The organism is Corallococcus sp. AB032C (genome assembly GCF_003668935.1).
Taxonomy (GTDB): domain Bacteria; phylum Myxococcota; class Myxococcia; order Myxococcales; family Myxococcaceae; genus Corallococcus; species Corallococcus exiguus.
This window is the reverse complement of record NZ_RAWP01000026.1, coordinates 82,645-97,829: the sequence shown is the minus strand read 5'-3', so window position 1 is coordinate 97,829 and position 15,185 is coordinate 82,645. Positions and strand designations below refer to the sequence as shown.

At 70.2% G+C, this 15,185-nt stretch carries 18 protein-coding genes; 15 read left to right on the top strand and 3 right to left on the bottom strand.

What is annotated here, in order from left to right:
• From D7X99_RS14275 to ychF, 6 genes are all read left to right on the top strand, one after another.
• A partial coding sequence (locus D7X99_RS14275; protein ID WP_169824969.1) for an AtpZ/AtpI family protein occupies positions 1–144 on the top strand: 144 nt, incomplete at its 5' end.
• Entirely contained in the window at positions 141–554 is a 414-nt protein-coding gene (locus D7X99_RS14270) for a hypothetical protein (RefSeq protein ID WP_121778287.1), read from the top strand. The genes D7X99_RS14275 and D7X99_RS14270, both read left to right, overlap by 4 nt.
• Complete coding sequence (gene atpB / locus D7X99_RS14265) at positions 554–1,606, top strand: F0F1 ATP synthase subunit A (RefSeq protein WP_121778286.1); 1,053 nt, start codon at positions 554–556, stop codon at positions 1,604–1,606. Before D7X99_RS14270 ends, atpB begins: the two co-directional genes overlap by 1 nt.
• 148 nt (positions 1,607–1,754) lie before the next feature.
• A complete protein-coding gene (locus tag D7X99_RS14260; protein WP_014400382.1) occupies positions 1,755–1,985 on the top strand; it encodes an ATP synthase F0 subunit C in 231 nt (76 codons plus the stop codon).
• 142 nt (positions 1,986–2,127) lie between these two features.
• Positions 2,128–2,676, top strand: a complete 549-nt coding sequence (atpF, locus tag D7X99_RS14255) for a F0F1 ATP synthase subunit B (protein WP_121778285.1) — start codon at positions 2,128–2,130, stop codon at positions 2,674–2,676.
• 45 nt (positions 2,677–2,721) lie between these two features.
• Complete coding sequence (gene ychF, locus D7X99_RS14250) at positions 2,722–3,831, top strand: redox-regulated ATPase YchF (RefSeq protein ID WP_121778284.1); 1,110 nt, start codon at positions 2,722–2,724, stop codon at positions 3,829–3,831.
• A gap of 76 nt (positions 3,832–3,907) precedes the next feature.
• Here ychF and D7X99_RS14245 read toward each other — a convergent pair whose 3' ends face one another.
• Positions 3,908–4,195, bottom strand: a complete 288-nt coding sequence (locus D7X99_RS14245; protein ID WP_169830798.1) for a hypothetical protein — start codon at positions 4,193–4,195, stop codon at positions 3,908–3,910.
• 95 nt (positions 4,196–4,290) lie between these two features.
• Positions 4,291–5,586, bottom strand: coding sequence for a citrate synthase (locus tag D7X99_RS14240; RefSeq protein ID WP_121778282.1), 1,296 nt, complete (start codon positions 5,584–5,586; stop codon positions 4,291–4,293).
• A gap of 101 nt (positions 5,587–5,687) precedes the next feature.
• Between D7X99_RS14240 and D7X99_RS14235 the strand changes: the two genes are divergently transcribed.
• From D7X99_RS14235 to D7X99_RS44475, 4 genes are read left to right on the top strand one after another with little or no spacing between them, the layout of a single operon-like run.
• Positions 5,688–6,467, top strand: a complete 780-nt coding sequence (locus tag D7X99_RS14235; protein ID WP_121778281.1) for a class I SAM-dependent methyltransferase — start codon at positions 5,688–5,690, stop codon at positions 6,465–6,467.
• A 14-nt stretch (positions 6,468–6,481) separates the two neighbouring features.
• The gene (locus D7X99_RS14230) at positions 6,482–6,982 is read left to right on the top strand and encodes a cupin domain-containing protein (protein WP_121778290.1); all 501 of its coding nucleotides are present in this window, start codon (positions 6,482–6,484) and stop codon (positions 6,980–6,982) included.
• A gap of 15 nt (positions 6,983–6,997) precedes the next feature.
• The gene (locus D7X99_RS14225) at positions 6,998–7,498 is read left to right on the top strand and encodes a hypothetical protein (protein WP_121778280.1); all 501 of its coding nucleotides are present in this window, start codon (positions 6,998–7,000) and stop codon (positions 7,496–7,498) included.
• 51 nt (positions 7,499–7,549) lie between these two features.
• Complete coding sequence (locus tag D7X99_RS44475; protein WP_121778279.1) at positions 7,550–9,937, top strand: MYXO-CTERM sorting domain-containing protein; 2,388 nt, start codon at positions 7,550–7,552, stop codon at positions 9,935–9,937.
• Between the two features lie 43 nt (positions 9,938–9,980).
• Here D7X99_RS44475 and D7X99_RS14215 read toward each other — a convergent pair whose 3' ends face one another.
• Complete coding sequence (locus D7X99_RS14215; RefSeq protein WP_121778278.1) at positions 9,981–10,358, bottom strand: DUSAM domain-containing protein; 378 nt, start codon at positions 10,356–10,358, stop codon at positions 9,981–9,983.
• Positions 10,359–10,580: 222 nt separating this feature from the next.
• Between D7X99_RS14215 and D7X99_RS14210 the strand changes: the two genes are divergently transcribed.
• The 5 genes from D7X99_RS14210 to D7X99_RS14190 all read left to right on the top strand — a co-directional run bounded on the left by D7X99_RS14210 (position 10,581) and on the right by D7X99_RS14190 (position 15,139).
• On the top strand, positions 10,581–11,303 hold the full coding sequence (locus D7X99_RS14210; RefSeq protein ID WP_121778277.1) for a hypothetical protein: 723 nt from the start codon (positions 10,581–10,583) through the stop codon (positions 11,301–11,303).
• Between the two features lie 115 nt (positions 11,304–11,418).
• Positions 11,419–11,964 carry a hypothetical protein gene (locus D7X99_RS14205; RefSeq protein ID WP_121778276.1) on the top strand — a complete coding sequence of 182 codons (546 nt, stop codon included), beginning with the start codon at positions 11,419–11,421 and terminating at the stop codon, positions 11,962–11,964.
• 676 nt (positions 11,965–12,640) lie between these two features.
• Complete coding sequence (locus D7X99_RS14200) at positions 12,641–13,801, top strand: metallophosphoesterase (protein WP_121778275.1); 1,161 nt, start codon at positions 12,641–12,643, stop codon at positions 13,799–13,801.
• 173 nt (positions 13,802–13,974) lie between these two features.
• Positions 13,975–14,352: a hypothetical protein gene (locus tag D7X99_RS14195; RefSeq protein ID WP_304988689.1), complete on the top strand. Its 378-nt coding sequence runs from the start codon at positions 13,975–13,977 to the stop codon at positions 14,350–14,352.
• Complete coding sequence (locus D7X99_RS14190) at positions 14,312–15,139, top strand: DUF4157 domain-containing protein (protein ID WP_233605113.1); 828 nt, start codon at positions 14,312–14,314, stop codon at positions 15,137–15,139. The genes D7X99_RS14195 and D7X99_RS14190 overlap by 41 nt, the downstream gene beginning before the upstream one ends.
• The last annotated feature ends 46 nt before the right edge of the window (positions 15,140–15,185 follow it).

Sequence of the window (15,185 nt, the reverse complement as noted above, 5' to 3'; positions counted from 1 at the left end):
GTGGTGGGGGTCCTGGGAGGGTACTTCCTGGACAAGTGGCTGGGGACGTCGCCCTGGCTGCTCCTGGGCTTGAGCCTGGTGGGGATTGGCGTGGGGTTCTACAGCTTCCTCCATGCGATGACGCGGCTGGGGAAGCGCAAGTGACGGGGACGGGCGGACAGCCGAAGCGGGACCCGTTCTGGACGCACGCGGGGCTGGCGGCGGCGGTGATGGGCGTGGGCACGGTGGTGGCGGCGGCGCTGCCGAAGGTGACCGAGGACCGGGTCGCCGCGCTGCTGGGCGTGGCAATCGCGGCGCTGACGGGTGTGCTGGCGCTGGTGTTGAAGCGGCGCGCGTCGTTGCAGGCGGATTTGAAGGCGGCGTTGAAGGTGGTCGGTGTGGTCTTCGCCCTCAGGGGCGTGGGCGTGGGGATTGGGCTGGCGTGGGTGGTGTCCCGGAATTTGAGCGCGATCGCGTTCGTGGGCGGCTTCTTCGGCGTCTACTTCGCGCTGCAGTGGATTGAAGTCAGCTACGTGATGGCCGCGTCGAAAGACACGGCGGGCGGAGACGAGTGATGCGCAAGGCAATGGTGCTGTTCGCCTGTCTGTTCGCGGGCGTCGTATGGGCCTCCGACCAGGCCGCCGAGCACGGCTACGCGAACGATGAGACGGACGCCGAGGGCGAGGACGTCGCCGCGTACATCCTCCACCACGTGTCCGACTCGAACGAGTACGAGTTCGAGATCCCCCTCAGCCACAACCACATCCCCATCCACCTGCCGCGGATCCTCATCCCGCTGAAGGATGGCGCCTGCACGCCGGTGGCGGATCCGCACGGCGGCGGTCACGGCGAGGTCTACCCGGGCCTGGGCGCCGGCTGCGTGGACCTCTCCATCACCAAGCACACGGTGATGATGTGGCTGGCGGCGCTGCTGCTCATCGGCTCCATCCTGGTGTGGAGCAACCGCGACAAGACGAAGCTCGTGCCGCGCGGCGCCGGGGCGAACCTCTTCGAGATGCTGGTCCTCTTCGTCCGTGACGAGCTGGCCATCAAGAACATTGGCAAGGAGGAGGGCCCCCGCTACGTGCCCTACCTGCTCACCGCGTTCTTCTTCATCCTCTTCATGAACCTGCTGGGCCTGTTCCCCTGGATGGCGACCGCCACGGGCAACATCGCGGTCACCTGCGGCCTGGCGCTGTGCACCTTCTTCGTCACGCAGGCGGCGGGCATCCGCGCGGCGGGCATCGGTGGCTACCTCAAGCACCTGACGGGCGGCGTGGCCCCCTGGCTGTGGCCCATCATGATTCCGGTGGAGTTCCTGGGCCTGTTCACCAAGCCCTTCGCGCTCACCATCCGTCTGTTCGCCAACATGCTGGCGGGCCACATCGTCATCTTCTTCCTGCTGGGCCTCATCTTCATGCTCCGCAACCCCGCGGTGGCGCTGGTGAGCGTGCCGTTCGCCTTCGGCATCTACCTGCTGGAGCTGTTCGTGGCCTTCGTGCAGGCGTACGTGTTCACCATGCTGTCGGCGCTGTTCATCGGGATGAGCGTGGCCATGGGCCACCACCACGACGAGCACCACGAAGGTGACAAGAGCCACGACCACGGCAAGGCGCACCACGCCTGAGCCGGACAAGTTGACGGGGCGCACGTCTTCGTGACGGCGCGCTCCGGTTGAAGACCCGGCGGTTCGAAAGGCCGCCGGAGGTAGTCCTAAAGGGATTTCACGACCCCCCCACAAGCGGGTCCCGCCTCACGAAAGAAGACGTGCTCCCATGACCAACATCGCTCTCGCGTTCCTCGCCGCCGGTATCGGCGCGGGTCTCTCCATCATCGGCGCCGCCCTCGGCATCGGCAAGCTGGCCGCCGCCGCCATGGACGCCACGGGCCGTCAGCCGGCCGCCGGCGGCGACATCCGCACCACGATGATCATCGCCGCGGCGCTCATCGAAGGCGCCACGCTGTTCGCGCTGGTCGTCTGCATCCTGCTCGCCATCAAGGTCTGAGTCAGGGCGTTGGTGTCACCGGGAGCCGGCGTCCTCTTCGGGAAGAAGGGGCGCCGGCGTTCCGGCTCGCAGTACCGCCGTACCGTCTCACCTGAAGTCTCCCGCATCCTCCCTCTGCCTTTTCGCTTCACCGGGACCCGCCATGTTCCTGCCCTCAGTCCTCGCCGCCAGCAGCTTCGTGGAGGTCCGTCCGGGCCTCATCTTCTGGACCATCGTCACCTTCGTCATCGTCCTGCTGGTGCTGCGGGCGAAGGCGTGGGGGCCCATCCTGTCGCTCGTCGAGGAGCGCGAGAAGCAGATCACCAACGCCATCGAGAGCGCGAAGCGTGAGCGCGCCGAGGCGGAGAAGCTGCTCGCCGACCAGAAGACGGCCATCGCGGAGGCCCGCCGCGAGGCCGCGGAGACCACCCGCCGCGTGCAGGCGGACATGGAGAAGTTCCGCGACGAGCTGATGGCCAAGAGCCGCAAGGAGGCGGAGGAGCTGAAGCAGTCCGCCCGCCGCGAGATTGAAGACCAGAAGGCCAAGGCCATCGCGGAGGTCCGCTCCATGGCCGTGGACCTGGCCATGGAAGTGGCCGGCAAGCTCATGAGCGAGCGCATGGACGACGCCAAGCACCGCGCGCTGGCCGAGCAGTTCGTGCAGGGTCTGCCCGGCGCCACCAGCGCCTCGGCGACCCGCCGCTCGGCCTGACGGCCGGGAGTCTTCCGCCGCGCCCGCCTGTTCCAGGAATCCATCATGGCTCTCTCCATTGGCATCGTCGGTCTGCCCAACGTGGGCAAGTCCACCCTGTTCAACGCCCTGTCCGCCGCGGGCGCTCAGGCGGCGAACTATCCGTTCTGCACCATCGAGCCGAACGTGGGCGTGGTGCCGGTGCCGGACGACCGCCTGGACCAGCTGTCGGCGCTCATCAAGCCGCTGAAGAAGATCCCCACGTCGCTGGAGTTCGTGGACATCGCCGGCCTGGTGCGCGGCGCGTCCAAGGGCGAGGGCCTGGGCAACCAGTTCCTGGGGAACATCCGGCAGGTGAACGCGGTGCTCCACGTGCTGCGCTGCTTCGAGGACGACAACGTCACTCACGTCGAGGGAGGCGTGAATCCGGTGCGGGACCGGGACGTGGTCGACACGGAGCTGTGCCTCAAGGACCTGGAGACCGTGGAGAAGCGCCGCGAGCGCTCGCTGAAGAACACCAAGATGGGTGGCAAGGCGGGCGACGAGGCGAAGGCCGAGGTCGCGCTGCTGGACCGCATCAAGGCGAAGCTGGATGAAGGCCTCACGGTGCGCGCGCAGAAGCTCACCGACGACGAGAAGGCGGCCATCCAGGACCTGTTCCTGCTGACGGACAAGCCCGTGCTGTACGTGGCGAACATCAGCGAAGGGCAGATTGGCAAGGAAGACAGCGACCCGCGCGTGCAGCAGGTGCGCGACATGGCCGCCAAGGAAGGCGCGGGCGTGGTGGTGCTGGCGGCGGCGCTGGAGTCGGAAATCCAGCAGCTCGCCGAGGCCGACCGCCCCGGCTTCCTGGCGGACTCCGGCCTGACGGAGCCCGGCCTGAACAAGGTGGTTCGCGAGGGCTACAAGCTCCTGGGCCTGTGGACGTACTTCACGGTGGGCGAGCAGGAGTGCCGCGCGTGGACCATCCACAAGGGCTTCAAGGCGCCGCAGGCGGCGGGCGTCATCCACTCCGACTTCGAGCGCGGCTTCATCAAGGCGGAAGTCTTCGGGTGGACGGACCTGGTGAAGCTGGGCAGCGAGGCGTCCGTGAAGGAGAAGGGCCTGCTGCGCGTGGAAGGCAAGGAGTACGTCGTGCAGGACGGCGACTGCATGCACTTCCGCTTCAACGTCTGACGCGGGACTGCTTCCGCTGTTGGAAGTGACGACGGGCGCTGCCTTCCACTCACGGAAGGGGCGCCCGTTTCGTTTGCTAGCGGGGCCCGCTCATCCATGTGTAGCCCCAGAGGCCCACGGCGAGCACGGCCAGCACGGTGGAGAGGATGGCGGAGCGCCTCGTGCGGCCGGAGGGGTCCGGGTGGTTCAGGGCGTACTTCCACACGCCGCCCACGCGCAGGGCCAGGAAGAGGGCGAGGAGGACGGGGCCGACGAGCTGCCAGCCCTCGGGACGCTTGAGGATGACGATCCACGAGGCGATGAAGGCCACGTTGCCGAGCAACATCAGGGCGGGATAGGGCAGGGTCGGACGGGAGGTGCTCACGGGGCTGCCAGTGTGTGCACGGGAGCCCGGAGCGCCAAACGGAAAGCCGCGCGGCGTGCACGCCAGGTGACAGCCGCGCGGAATGTTTCACGGTGCTACTGGGCGGGGGCTTCCACGTAGCGGGCGCGGGGGCGGAGCAGGTGGCCCTGTTCACGCTGCTCCAGGACATGGGCGACCCAGCCCGCGGTGCGGCCCAGGCTGAACAGCACGGTGGCGGCGCCGGAGGGCAGGCCCAGCGCGTCCGCGAGCATCACCAGTCCCCAGTCCAGTGACGGGGGCGGATGGCCGGCGTCCCGCATGGTGTCCATGACGGCGCGGGCCACGCGGACCTTCAGGGATTCGGGCTTCACGCTCAACGCGGCGGCGACGAGCGGTGGCGTGCGCGGGTCTCCCTTCAGGTAGAGGCGGTGGCCGAAGCCCGTCACGGCTTCACCCCGGCGCAGGCGGCCGTGGACGACCTGCGCGGCGCGCTCGGGACGGCCGACCTCCGCGATGAGCGCTTCCACCCGGTCGCAAGCGCCGCCGTGACGGTGGCCGGAGATGGCCGCGAGCGCCGCGCTGATGCACGCGTACAGGTCCGCGCCGGAGGAGGCCGTCACGCGGGCCGCGAAGGTGGAAGTGTTCAGCTCGTGGTCCGCGCAGAGCACCAGCGCCAGGTTGATCAGCTCCGCGGCCCGCTTCTGCTTCGCGTCCCAGGCCGTGGCGAGTGACGCGGCCACCGTGGGTTCCTTCAACGCGCGCGACACGCGGCCGGGAGCCTGGGCCACGCAGACCCACGCGCCCAGGTGGCGGATGATCCGCCGCGCGCGGAGCATGTCCTGTTCCACGGGCGCGGCGAAGCGGCCCGCGTCGCTCGCGGCGAGGAGCGGCACCAGCGCGGCCAGGGAGGACAGGGGCGGGGTGTCTCGCGGGAGCATGGCCGCGAGCGCGGTGGGCGTGAGTGACGACTGCGGCGCTTCCGGGGCGGGCCACGCCGTGGACTCCCGCGGAAGGTGCCCGGTCCACAGCAGCTCCGCCACGTCCTCGAAGCGGTGGCCCTGTGTGGCCAGCTCCACCGCGTCGTGGCCCCGGTACGAGAGTCCCTCCTCGCTGATGCGCGACACCGACGAGTCGATGACGGGCTCGCCCCAGCGCAGTGCTCCGGAGGCCACCGCCGCGTGGCCCGCGCGGGCGTCGTGGCGCGTCTTCAACCGCTCCACGTCCGCGCGCAGATAGCGGTTCTCCTTGGTGCCCTTCTCCGGCACGCACCGCACGAGCCCCCGGCTCACGTACGTGTAGAGCGTCGCTCGCTTTACCCCCAGCAGGGCCGCCGCCTCCTCCGCGCGCAGCAGCTCCTCCTCAACTGGATGGTCGAATCGAGATTGAGAACGTCCCCCTGCACGACGCACCATGTTTCGCGTGCCTCCCTGGAGCGGAGTCTCGACTCGACTGGACCATCCTGTCGAGCTGAGCCTCCCCATGGCCGAGGCATGACCTGGCGGGGAGAACGACCATGAACGTGGACTTCGGACGCACGTCGTCGGACTACGCGAAACACCGGGCAGGCTTCCCGGAGGCCTTCTACACACGGCTTGAACAGGACGGCGTGCTGACGTCTGGCCTGCGCGTGCTCGACCTGGGCACCGGCACCGGCACCGTCGCGCGCAACCTGGCCCGGCGCGGCTGCGATGTCACCGCCCTGGACGTGTCCGCGCCGCAACTGGAGGCCGCGGCACAACTCGCTCGCGACGAGGGCCTCCGCGTGGACTTCCGTGAGGCGCCCGCGGAGAACACCGGCCTGCCTTCGGGTTCCTTCGACCGCGTATTCGCGGGCCAGTGCTGGCACTGGTTCGACCGCGCCGCCGCCGCGCGCGAGGTCTTCCGCCTGCTCAAGCCCGGCGGGAAGCTCATCGTCTGCCACTTCGACTGGACGGCCCTGCCCGGCAACCTGCTGGAGGCCACCGAGGCCCTGGTGGAGGAGTTCAGCCCTCGCGTCAAACTGGCCGTGGATCACTTCGGACAGGGCGTGGGCATCTACCCGCAGTGGTTCCGTGACGTGGGCGTGGCTGGCTTCCAGTCCCTCACGTCCTTCACCTTCGACACGCTCACGCCCTATACCCACGAAGCGTGGCGCGGGCGGATGCGCGCCAACGCGCGGATTGGCGCCATGCTCCCTCCCGAGCAGGTGGCCCGCTTCGACGCCGCGCTGGCCGCGCTCCTCACCGCGCGCTTCCCCCAGGAGCCGATGTCCGTTCCCCACCGCGTGTTCGCGCTCGTCGCGGAGCGCCCGTGAAGCAGGAGTCCACCATGGCCTCGCCCCACCTCATCCACGCCGAAGACGTTCCCTGGACCGAACTCGCCCACGGCAGCCGCGTGGCGCTCAAGCGCAAGCAATTGGGCGCCGCCGCGCACGGTCGCAAGCTCGGGTGCAGCCTGGTGGAGCTCCCGCCGGGCCGCCGCTCGTGGCCGCTGCACTACCACCTGGGCAATGAAGAGGCCGTCTACGTCCTGTCCGGCACGGGCTCGCTGCGCCTGGGGACGGAGACGCTGCCCGTGCGCGAAGGGGACTACGTCGCGCTGCCGCCGGGCGCGGAGTGCGCGCACCAGCTCATCAACGATGGCGCGGAGCCGCTGCGCTACCTGTGCTTCTCCACCATGGAGGCGCCGGACGTGCTCGTGTACCCGGACTCGAAGAAGGTGGGCGTCTTCGCGGGCGCCGCGCCCGGAGGCGACAAGGCGGCGCGCACGCTGATGGCATACCTGCCCCTGGACGCGCAGGTCGATTACTGGGAGGGCGAGGAGCCCTGATAGGGTGGCCCGGCCATGGCCTCCCTGCTGGATGCGCTCGACCGCGAGCGGCTGCTCAAGGACTCCGCCGCCGCGTCCGGGCTCGTACCCAAGGGCGAGCCTCCCCACGTGTCGCTGCTGCGGCTGTGCGAAGCGGGTGTGCTCGTGGGCGGGCTCACCGTGGGGTACGGCGTCCGGCCGGATGAGCTGGTGGGCCCCCTCACCGCGGCCATGGGCGGCGCGGCCCGGAAGTTCAAAGTCGTGGACGTGCGCGAGCGCCCCGCGCTGGAGCTGCACGTCGCGGCGGGCGACGTCACGGAGCGCTGGGAGGTGGAGGACGTGTCCGCGCTCGTGCACAACCTCAACGACCTGTACCGCGACGCGGCCGACGTGCGCGCGGTGGCCGTGCTGGGGGAGTGGGAGGACTCGCTCCAACTCCTCTGCGTCGAGCGCCGCGCCCTGGGACGGCTCCTGCGGCAGCCCTTCTTCGCGCCCGTCAACGCGCGGGGGCTCCAGGACCTGATTCCGTCCCGCTGAAGCGGGTGGGCCACCCTCGACCCCGGACGCCCGGTGGGGCACCATGGGGGCATGCGCATCACGCTGGCTCTCATCGTTGGATTGCTCCTGGCGCAGGTCGCTCGCGCGGAGCCGGATTCCTTTGACCTGGGCACCGGACGCGACGGCGTGCTCAACCTTGTTTCGGGGCAGGGCGTCGCCATGGGCGTGGACGCGCCCCTGGGCAAGAGCGTCGCGGCGGGGGGCCAGGAGCTGGTCGTCTCCGGCCTCAAGATCTCCGCTGGCGACCTGGTGATGATCCACGAGAGCACCGGCCTGTCCTCCGCGCCTGACGTGGGCAACACGAAGCCCGTGGCGCTGACGGGGGCGGTCACGCTGGGGCGTTGGGAGCTGGCGCGGTTGGAGAAGGTGTCGTCCTCCACGCCCGCCCTCCTCACGCTGACCGCACCGCTGCGCTACGCCTACGCCTCCGGGCGCGCCCAGGTGGTGCGCGTGGCCGAGTACTCCGACGTCGTCATCCAGGCGGGCGCGCGGCTCACCGTGACGCCGTGGAATGGCAAGTCCGGCGGCATCCTCGCGATGCTGGTGAGTGGCAAGGTGGTCAACGATGGCCGCATCGACGCGGATGGCCTGGGCTACCTGGGCGGTGTCTTCCGGGCCGACGTCGCTGACCTGAATGGCTGCACGGCGCTGGAGCTGGACCCTGGCAAGGGTGGCTCCGAGCGCGGCGAGGGCGTGGCTGGCAAGATTTCCCGCACCGGCATCACCACCGGGCGCGGCAACCTGACCAACGGCGGTGGCGGCGGCAACTGCGCGGCGGCCGGCGGCGGCGGTGGCGGGCACGGCGGCGTGGGTGGCATCGGTGGGCGCACGTCGACGGCGGACGGGGCGCGAGACCAGGGCGGAGTGGGCGGCGCGGCGCTGAGCTACTTGGTGTTCGAGCGCTTCGCGTTCGGCGGCGGCGGCGGCGCGGGGCAGGGCTCCGACGCGGCCGGCTCCAACGGCGCCGCGGGCGGCGGCGTGGTGTTCATCCGTTCCACCGCGTTCGAGGGAAAAGGCATCTACAGCGCCTCGGGTTCGACCGCGGGGGCCTCGTCGGGCAACGACGGCGCGGGCGGTGGCGGAGCGGGCGGCGCGGTGGTGCTGCGCGCGGTGGACATCGTGAACTGCGGCGGGGTCGAGGCGCGGGGCGGCGCGGGCGGCAACACCCAGTTGGACAAACAGCCCTTCGGGCCGGGCGGTGGTGGCGCCGGGGGCCGCATCCTGCTCGAGGGCAAGAGCATCGCGTGTGTTCCCAACGCGAGCGCGGGCAGCGCGGGCGTGTCCGCCTACCCGGGCGCGGGTTCGTACGGCGCGGGGCCGGCCACCACGACGTCGGATGCCGGCACTCCGGACGGGGGCACGTCCACGGGGACGGTGCAGGAGCTGTCCCAGTCCTTCCAGGTCCCCGTCACGCCCGTCATCACGGCGCCGGTGGCGGGCGAGGCGTCCACCACCACGCGCCCTCGCTTCGAGGGGACCGCGGGCACGAACGGGCCGGTCGTCCACCTCGTCGTGGATGGGCGGGAGATTGGCGCGGCGGTGCCGGGCTCGGATGGCCGCTTCACCTACGACCCCACCACGCCGCTGAGCGCGGGCGCGCATGACGTCATCGCGTGGGCGGAGTCGCTGGGCGTGGCGAGCAAGCCCTCCACGCCGGTGCGCTTCTCCACGCCCGCGGTGGTGCTCGCGGACGGTGGCGTCGTGCAGATGGCCGTGCTGGTGGTGCCCTCGAATGGGGACACGGTGGGGCGCACGCCGCTGTTCGCCGGCACCGCGCCCAATGGCGTCAACGTGGGCGTGGTCATCGACGACGGTCCGGACAACATCGTGCCGTTGGACCTGCTGGGGCGCTTCCGCTTCCAGGTGCCGGACTCCGCGCCGCTGAGCGTGGGCGCGCACAAGGTCACGGTGCACGCGCACAACGAGGCGGGCGATGACGGGCCGTACTCCGACGTCGTGGGCTTCGAGGTGGTGGTGCCCGGCGCGGACGGCGGAGCGGATGGCGGCTCCGACGCGGGCCCGGTGGATCCCGCGACGCCCAGGGTGCTCGTGCCCGAGGAGGGCTCGACGGTGGATCCGACCTTCATGTTCGTGGGCGTGGCGCTGCCCGGCACGTCCGTGCGGTTGGAGTTGGACGGCACGGCGCTCGCGACCGCCACCGCGGATGACGAAGGGGTCTTCCGCCACGTGCTGACGGCGGACAAGGCGCTCGCGACGGGGGCGCACAAGGTCGTCGCGCAGGTCGTGACGCCGCAGGGCGAGGCAGGGCTGCGTTCACCGGAGGTGGGCTTCCAGGTGCGAGGCCCCACCGACCTGGACGTGGGCTGCGGCTGCGGCTCGGCGCCCGCGGGGATGATCAGCCTCTGGGCGCTGGTGGGCCTGGGCGCCCTGGTGCGCCGCCGCCGCTCGCGGAGCTGACAGGGGCAGGGCGCGGTGCCTCGCGGGCGCCGCGCCCCGGCCATCAGCCTTCATCCAGGGCTTCGAGTTGGATTTGCGCGATGTCGCGGTAGAGCGGCACCACTTCGTCCTCCAGGATGGCGCGGAGCACCTGCCGCGCGCCGGCCATGTCGCTCGTCTCCTGGAGCCTTGTCGCTTCGCTGAGGGCGCGTGACAAGCGGTGGGACCCATCCCGGATGCGCCTTGCAACCTCGCCGAGCAGCGTCGCGGCGCTGGCCTCGCCATGGAGCGCCCGCTCGACGTCCGCTGCGGGAATTCCGACCTGGAGGCCGGTGCGCTGAAGAATGGCACGCGACTCGGAGGTGAGTTTGAACGGCTCCCCGTCCGAGACGCGACGCGCGAGGTCCCGAATGTCGTCCCAGCTCAATTCCTGCTCGTCCATGGGGCTCCTATGTAGGTCGCCAGAGGTTCCTGAACCCATCGGCATGACCCGCTGGGCCGTCAGGGGCCAGCCGTTTCGGAACTATCGGAGACATTCTTGGGCGGCAAGAGCGCATCTATGCTCCGGGAGTTCAAATAGTCCCGCCGAGCTCGCCGCGAGTGGGGGAGGGCTGGCCGGAATGAGCTTGTCTCCCACTCCCTTCTATCCCCGGTCGAGGAAGCGATGGGCGATGACGCGGCACCAACGCAGGCAAAGGATTCACGGCACGCCGAGTTCATGGAGGGGATCGGCGAGTTCCTCGAAACAGTCGGCGCGCCCGAGCTGACGCTCCAAGAACGGCAGCATCTGGCTCAGATGCTTCTGGAGATCGAGCGCGATCTCAATCTGCTCGATGAATCAGCTTTCGCTCGAGAGTTGCGGTCCGGCGTCAGGGACCTCGAAAAGGTCGTGACGCGCGCCCGGCGTTTTCGAGCGCCGCACCCTGACGTCTACGGCAGAGCGCGCGAGGCCGCGATCGCCGGCCTCGAGGCCGCATCGGCCTACCTCGAATTGTTGTCTTCCGAGGAGCGGCGGCTCAGCGGAAAGAAGCGAAGTGGGCCCGTCATCAAGGGGACCATACAAATCAGGCTCGGCTTGATCGTGGGTGTGTTCGGCCGCGCCGTGCAGAGAGAGCACTGGCACAAGAGCGCGGCCTGGCATGCGCACTTCTTGCTCGACCATCTCAACGCATCGCATCGGTTGCCCCGGCCCGTCCCATCCGAGAAAACGCTTCTCAACTACCTCTCCACGTACAGGGTCCGCTTCAAGCAGAAGAAGTTCGTGAGGGACGGGGAGTTCATCCACTTCAACCCCGCCGGGAGCAGGCGGACCGCCCGCGCCGGACGCACCCCCTTCGACCCATCCATCCGCGCATCGTGGTGCAAGTACTTCGCACAACTACGCTGACCGATTCCCGGGAACGGCCTGTTCGTCGACTCCACTCGGGAATGGAGGTGGTGCCGCCTCACAACGTAGAGGAATGGCACCGACGCCGTCGTCGGCCAAGTGAGGAGATTGCGTGATGCTCCAGGACCTTCCCAAGTTTCTTCACAAAATCGAAGCCGTCGAGGTCTCCAACCCGAAGCAGGTCAGGAGCCCCTACGTCGCCTACGTCGTCATGAACGGCCCCCACCTGCTGCACATCGGGGAGGGTAAGACGACGACGCGCTTCGCGGGGCTGTTCCCTGGCTCCCCGTGTCCGAAGCACACCAAGGCATTCGTGATTGCCGCCTCGACGGTGCTCCACGGGAACATGCCGCGCTTCTACGCCATCCCGTGCGACTCGAAGGCGGACGCGAAGGCCAAGCAGGAGGACCTCTTCTCGTTCCTGGGGCTTGGCGGCAGGTGCGCCACATGGCTGGATGGCGCGAGCGGGCCTGAACCGTTGAAGGTCGTGTCCCAGCGCATGTGGACGGCGCTCAAGCAGCATCAGCCCGAAGCGGTCAGCAACAACCTCGACTCGCTGATGCGCGCGGTTTGCCAGGACGGCGACGTCCTTCGCGCAGCGTTCGGCGACGCGGGCCTGAAGGCTCAGCTGCAGAGGATCCTTGGGGGCTACTTCGTCTAAGTAGAACGCCGTGAGTTCCGAGATGAATCCACCCCTGACTGCCCAGCGGGTCAGGCCGATGGGTTCAGGAACTTCTGGCGACCTGCTTAGTTTCGGCGAGGGCGGCAGAGATCGAATGGCCACTGCTTCTGGCCCTCGCAGTTTCGCAGGCAGGCGTAACAGTCCCCCAACCAGCGCGGCTTCTTCGAGTCCTTGCACTGCACGTAGCGGTCAATGCAGTGCTGTCGCCATCCCTCGTTCGGATCATCCAGTTCCTTAAGCGTGGCGCCGACCGCTGCTGCTCCGACAGCCGCGGTACCCAGGAGGGCGGCGGCCTCTGCGTCAGTGAGTCCACACGCGGCCGGATTGCCCGGGTGTGCCTCCACACAGCACGTCACACTGTCGAGGCACGTCGCGGTCGCGCAGCCCGTCGTCAACACGCTGCACAGCGCCAGCGCGAGCCAGGAATACCCAGGGCGTGATTCCATGTTTATCAAGAAATACTAGTTCATGACGGCCCGCCAGGCGTCCGGCGGGGCTGGCGGGCGCGGCGTGGGGGTGGCCGTTATCTTCCCGCGCTCGAAGGCGTCCCGGCTCCCGGGACGACAGGGTGGCGCGCGTGACGACGGACGTGTCCTCGGAAGAAGCTTCATCACGGCGGGCCCGGCGCTCGGCCGGGGCTCCCGGCTGGCGGTCGGTGCTGTCCCTCCTCCTGGGGTTGGGCCTGCCCGTCGCGCTGCACGTCTACATCGGCCTGCGCCTCTTCACCGCGCCCGGCTGGCCCGCTCCCTGGGCCGCCGTGGGCTGGGGACTGCTGGGCCTCTGCTTCCTCGTCCTGCTGGCGGGTTTCCGCGCCGCCCGCCGTGAGGCCACCGGCTTCTCCCGCGTCATCCAGTGGGGCGCGTACCTCTGGCTGGGCGCGTTCGGCATCTTCCTCACCGCCGTGCTGGCCTCGGACGTCGTCGGCGCCGTGCTGTCCCTGTCCGGCACCGTCACGGACATGCACGCGCTCGCCCGGGGCCGCGCGGCCGCCGTGCTGGGCACCGTCGTGCCCGCCGTGGCCTTCGCCTTCGTCACCGCGCGCGGCAAGGCCCGCGTGGAGCGCACCACCGTGGCGCTCAAGGACCTGGGCCCGGGCCTGGAGGGCTTGCGCGTCGTGCAGCTGTCCGACGTGCACGTGGGCCCCACCCTGGACGGCGTGTGGCTCCAGCGCGTGGTGGACCAGGTCAACGCCCTGAAGCCGGACATCGTGGCCATCACCGGCGACCTGGTGGACGGCTCCGTGGAGGAGCTTCGCGACCAGATGACGCCGCTCGCGTCCCTCAAGGCTCCGCTGGGCGTCTACTACGTCACCGGAAACCACGAGTTCTACCACGGCGCCCGCGCCTGGATGGCCGAGGTCGCCCGGCTGGGCATCACCGTCCTCACCAACGAACACCGCGTCGTGGAGCGCGGTGGCGCCCGGCTCGTCGTCGCAGGCGTCACCGACCACGATGCCGGCCACATCGATCCGCCCCTGGAGAGCCGCCCCGACCTCGCGCTCGCTGGCGCCCCGCCGGACGTGCCCCGCCTGCTGCTGGCCCACCAGCCCCGCACCGCCCTGTCCCTGCAGGGCCTGCGCGTGGACCTCCAGCTGTCCGGCCACACCCACGGCGGGCAGATCTTCCCCTTCATGTTCTTCGTGAAGCTCCAGCAGCCCGTCGTCCAGGGCCTGGCCACCGTCGCCGGGACCCGGGTCTATACGCACCGCGGCACGGGCTACTGGGGCCCCCCGTTGCGCCTGGGCCCCGCCCCGGAGATCGCGTCCCTCACCCTGGTAGGAACTCCCCGTTCTGGCGGTGATTCAAGCCAAGCTTGATATTTCCGTTCTTGCTGCTTATTGTTTGGGGCGTGTCCACCGCACCATCTTCCCTCCTTGTCCCGGAATTCGCTTTCAGCCGTCCCACGGCGCCCGCGGTCCCGGGTGCGCGGCGCGGGGCCCGGGTCCCGGTCGCTTCGCCCCGGACGGGGAAGGCGGCGCCGGTCCTGCTGGTGGTCTCCGAGGCCCCGGAGGTCCGGCTGGCGGTGGCGCGTGAGGTGGGGCTGGCGTGCCGGATCGTGACGTCGCTGGGGGCGACGTCGGCGGACCGGCGGCTGGACATGGGCGTGGAGGTGGACGGGCTGGTGCTGGACCTGGACGCGGATCGCCGCGTCGTGAGCGATTTCCTCTGCCGTCTGGTGGACCGGGGCTTCCACGGTCCGCGCATCCTCCTGTCCTCTGGTTTCCGTCCTGAAGCGAGCGCCACCTTCCTGACGGCCTGTGACACCCACTTCGCACTCGGCCGGCCCTGGCGCGCCGGTGAGCTGCGCTCGCTCTTGGAGAGGGTCCTTGGGGTCTCCCACCTCGCTCAATCCGCAAGCAGTCCGTGACTCCCGCCGTGGTGACGCTCCCCGCCTGGCGCCGTTGACGGCGCGGGTGGCGGACGCGGGCCACGGTTTGTTCACCGGTATCGCCGGGGCGTCCGCGGGCGCCGCGCGCAGCGCGTACCTGGCGCTGGTGCTCTTCGCCGGCGGCATGGCCCGCTGCGCGACGGGGCGCTCGCGCGACGGGCTGCCCCAGCTCAAGCGCTGCCTGTTCCGCGTGGCGCAGGTGCCGGTGGACCTGGTGCTGATGCTGGGCGGGCGCGTGCTGTCCGCCGTGCAGGTGGTGACGGGCCTGGAGCCCGTGGGCCGCCGGCTGACGGACGCGGAGGTGGACCGGCTGCGTCCCATCTTCGGCGACAGCCTGGACTACCGCTGCGTGCGCGTGAAGGAAGGCGCGCTGGGCCTGCTGGGTCTGCCGGGCCGCGCGTTCGCCCACGGCGACGTCCTCTTCATCCCGCCCGGCTACGGCGCGGTGGGCTTCCGGCTGCTGGTGCACGAGCTCACGCACGTGTGGCAGCACCAGCACGGCGGCACGGGCTACCTGAGCGGCGCGCTCGCCGCGCAATACCTGGGTGACGGCTACGACTGGCGCAAGGCCGTGGGTCACCGGCGCTGGGCGGAGCTCAACCCGGAGCAGCAGGCCCAGTTCATCGAGGACGCCGCCGACGCGCAGCTCATCCCCCACGTGGGCCGCCCCACGCCCCAGCAGCGGCTGCGCGGCTGGAGCGACGCCGCCCTGTGCCTGCTGGACGAGGCCCTGGACTGCCTCTACGCCGGACGTGGCGCGCCGTGAGGCCGCCGGCTCCCGAGGCGGCCCGGTGAAGTCTCCGAGCCCCGGG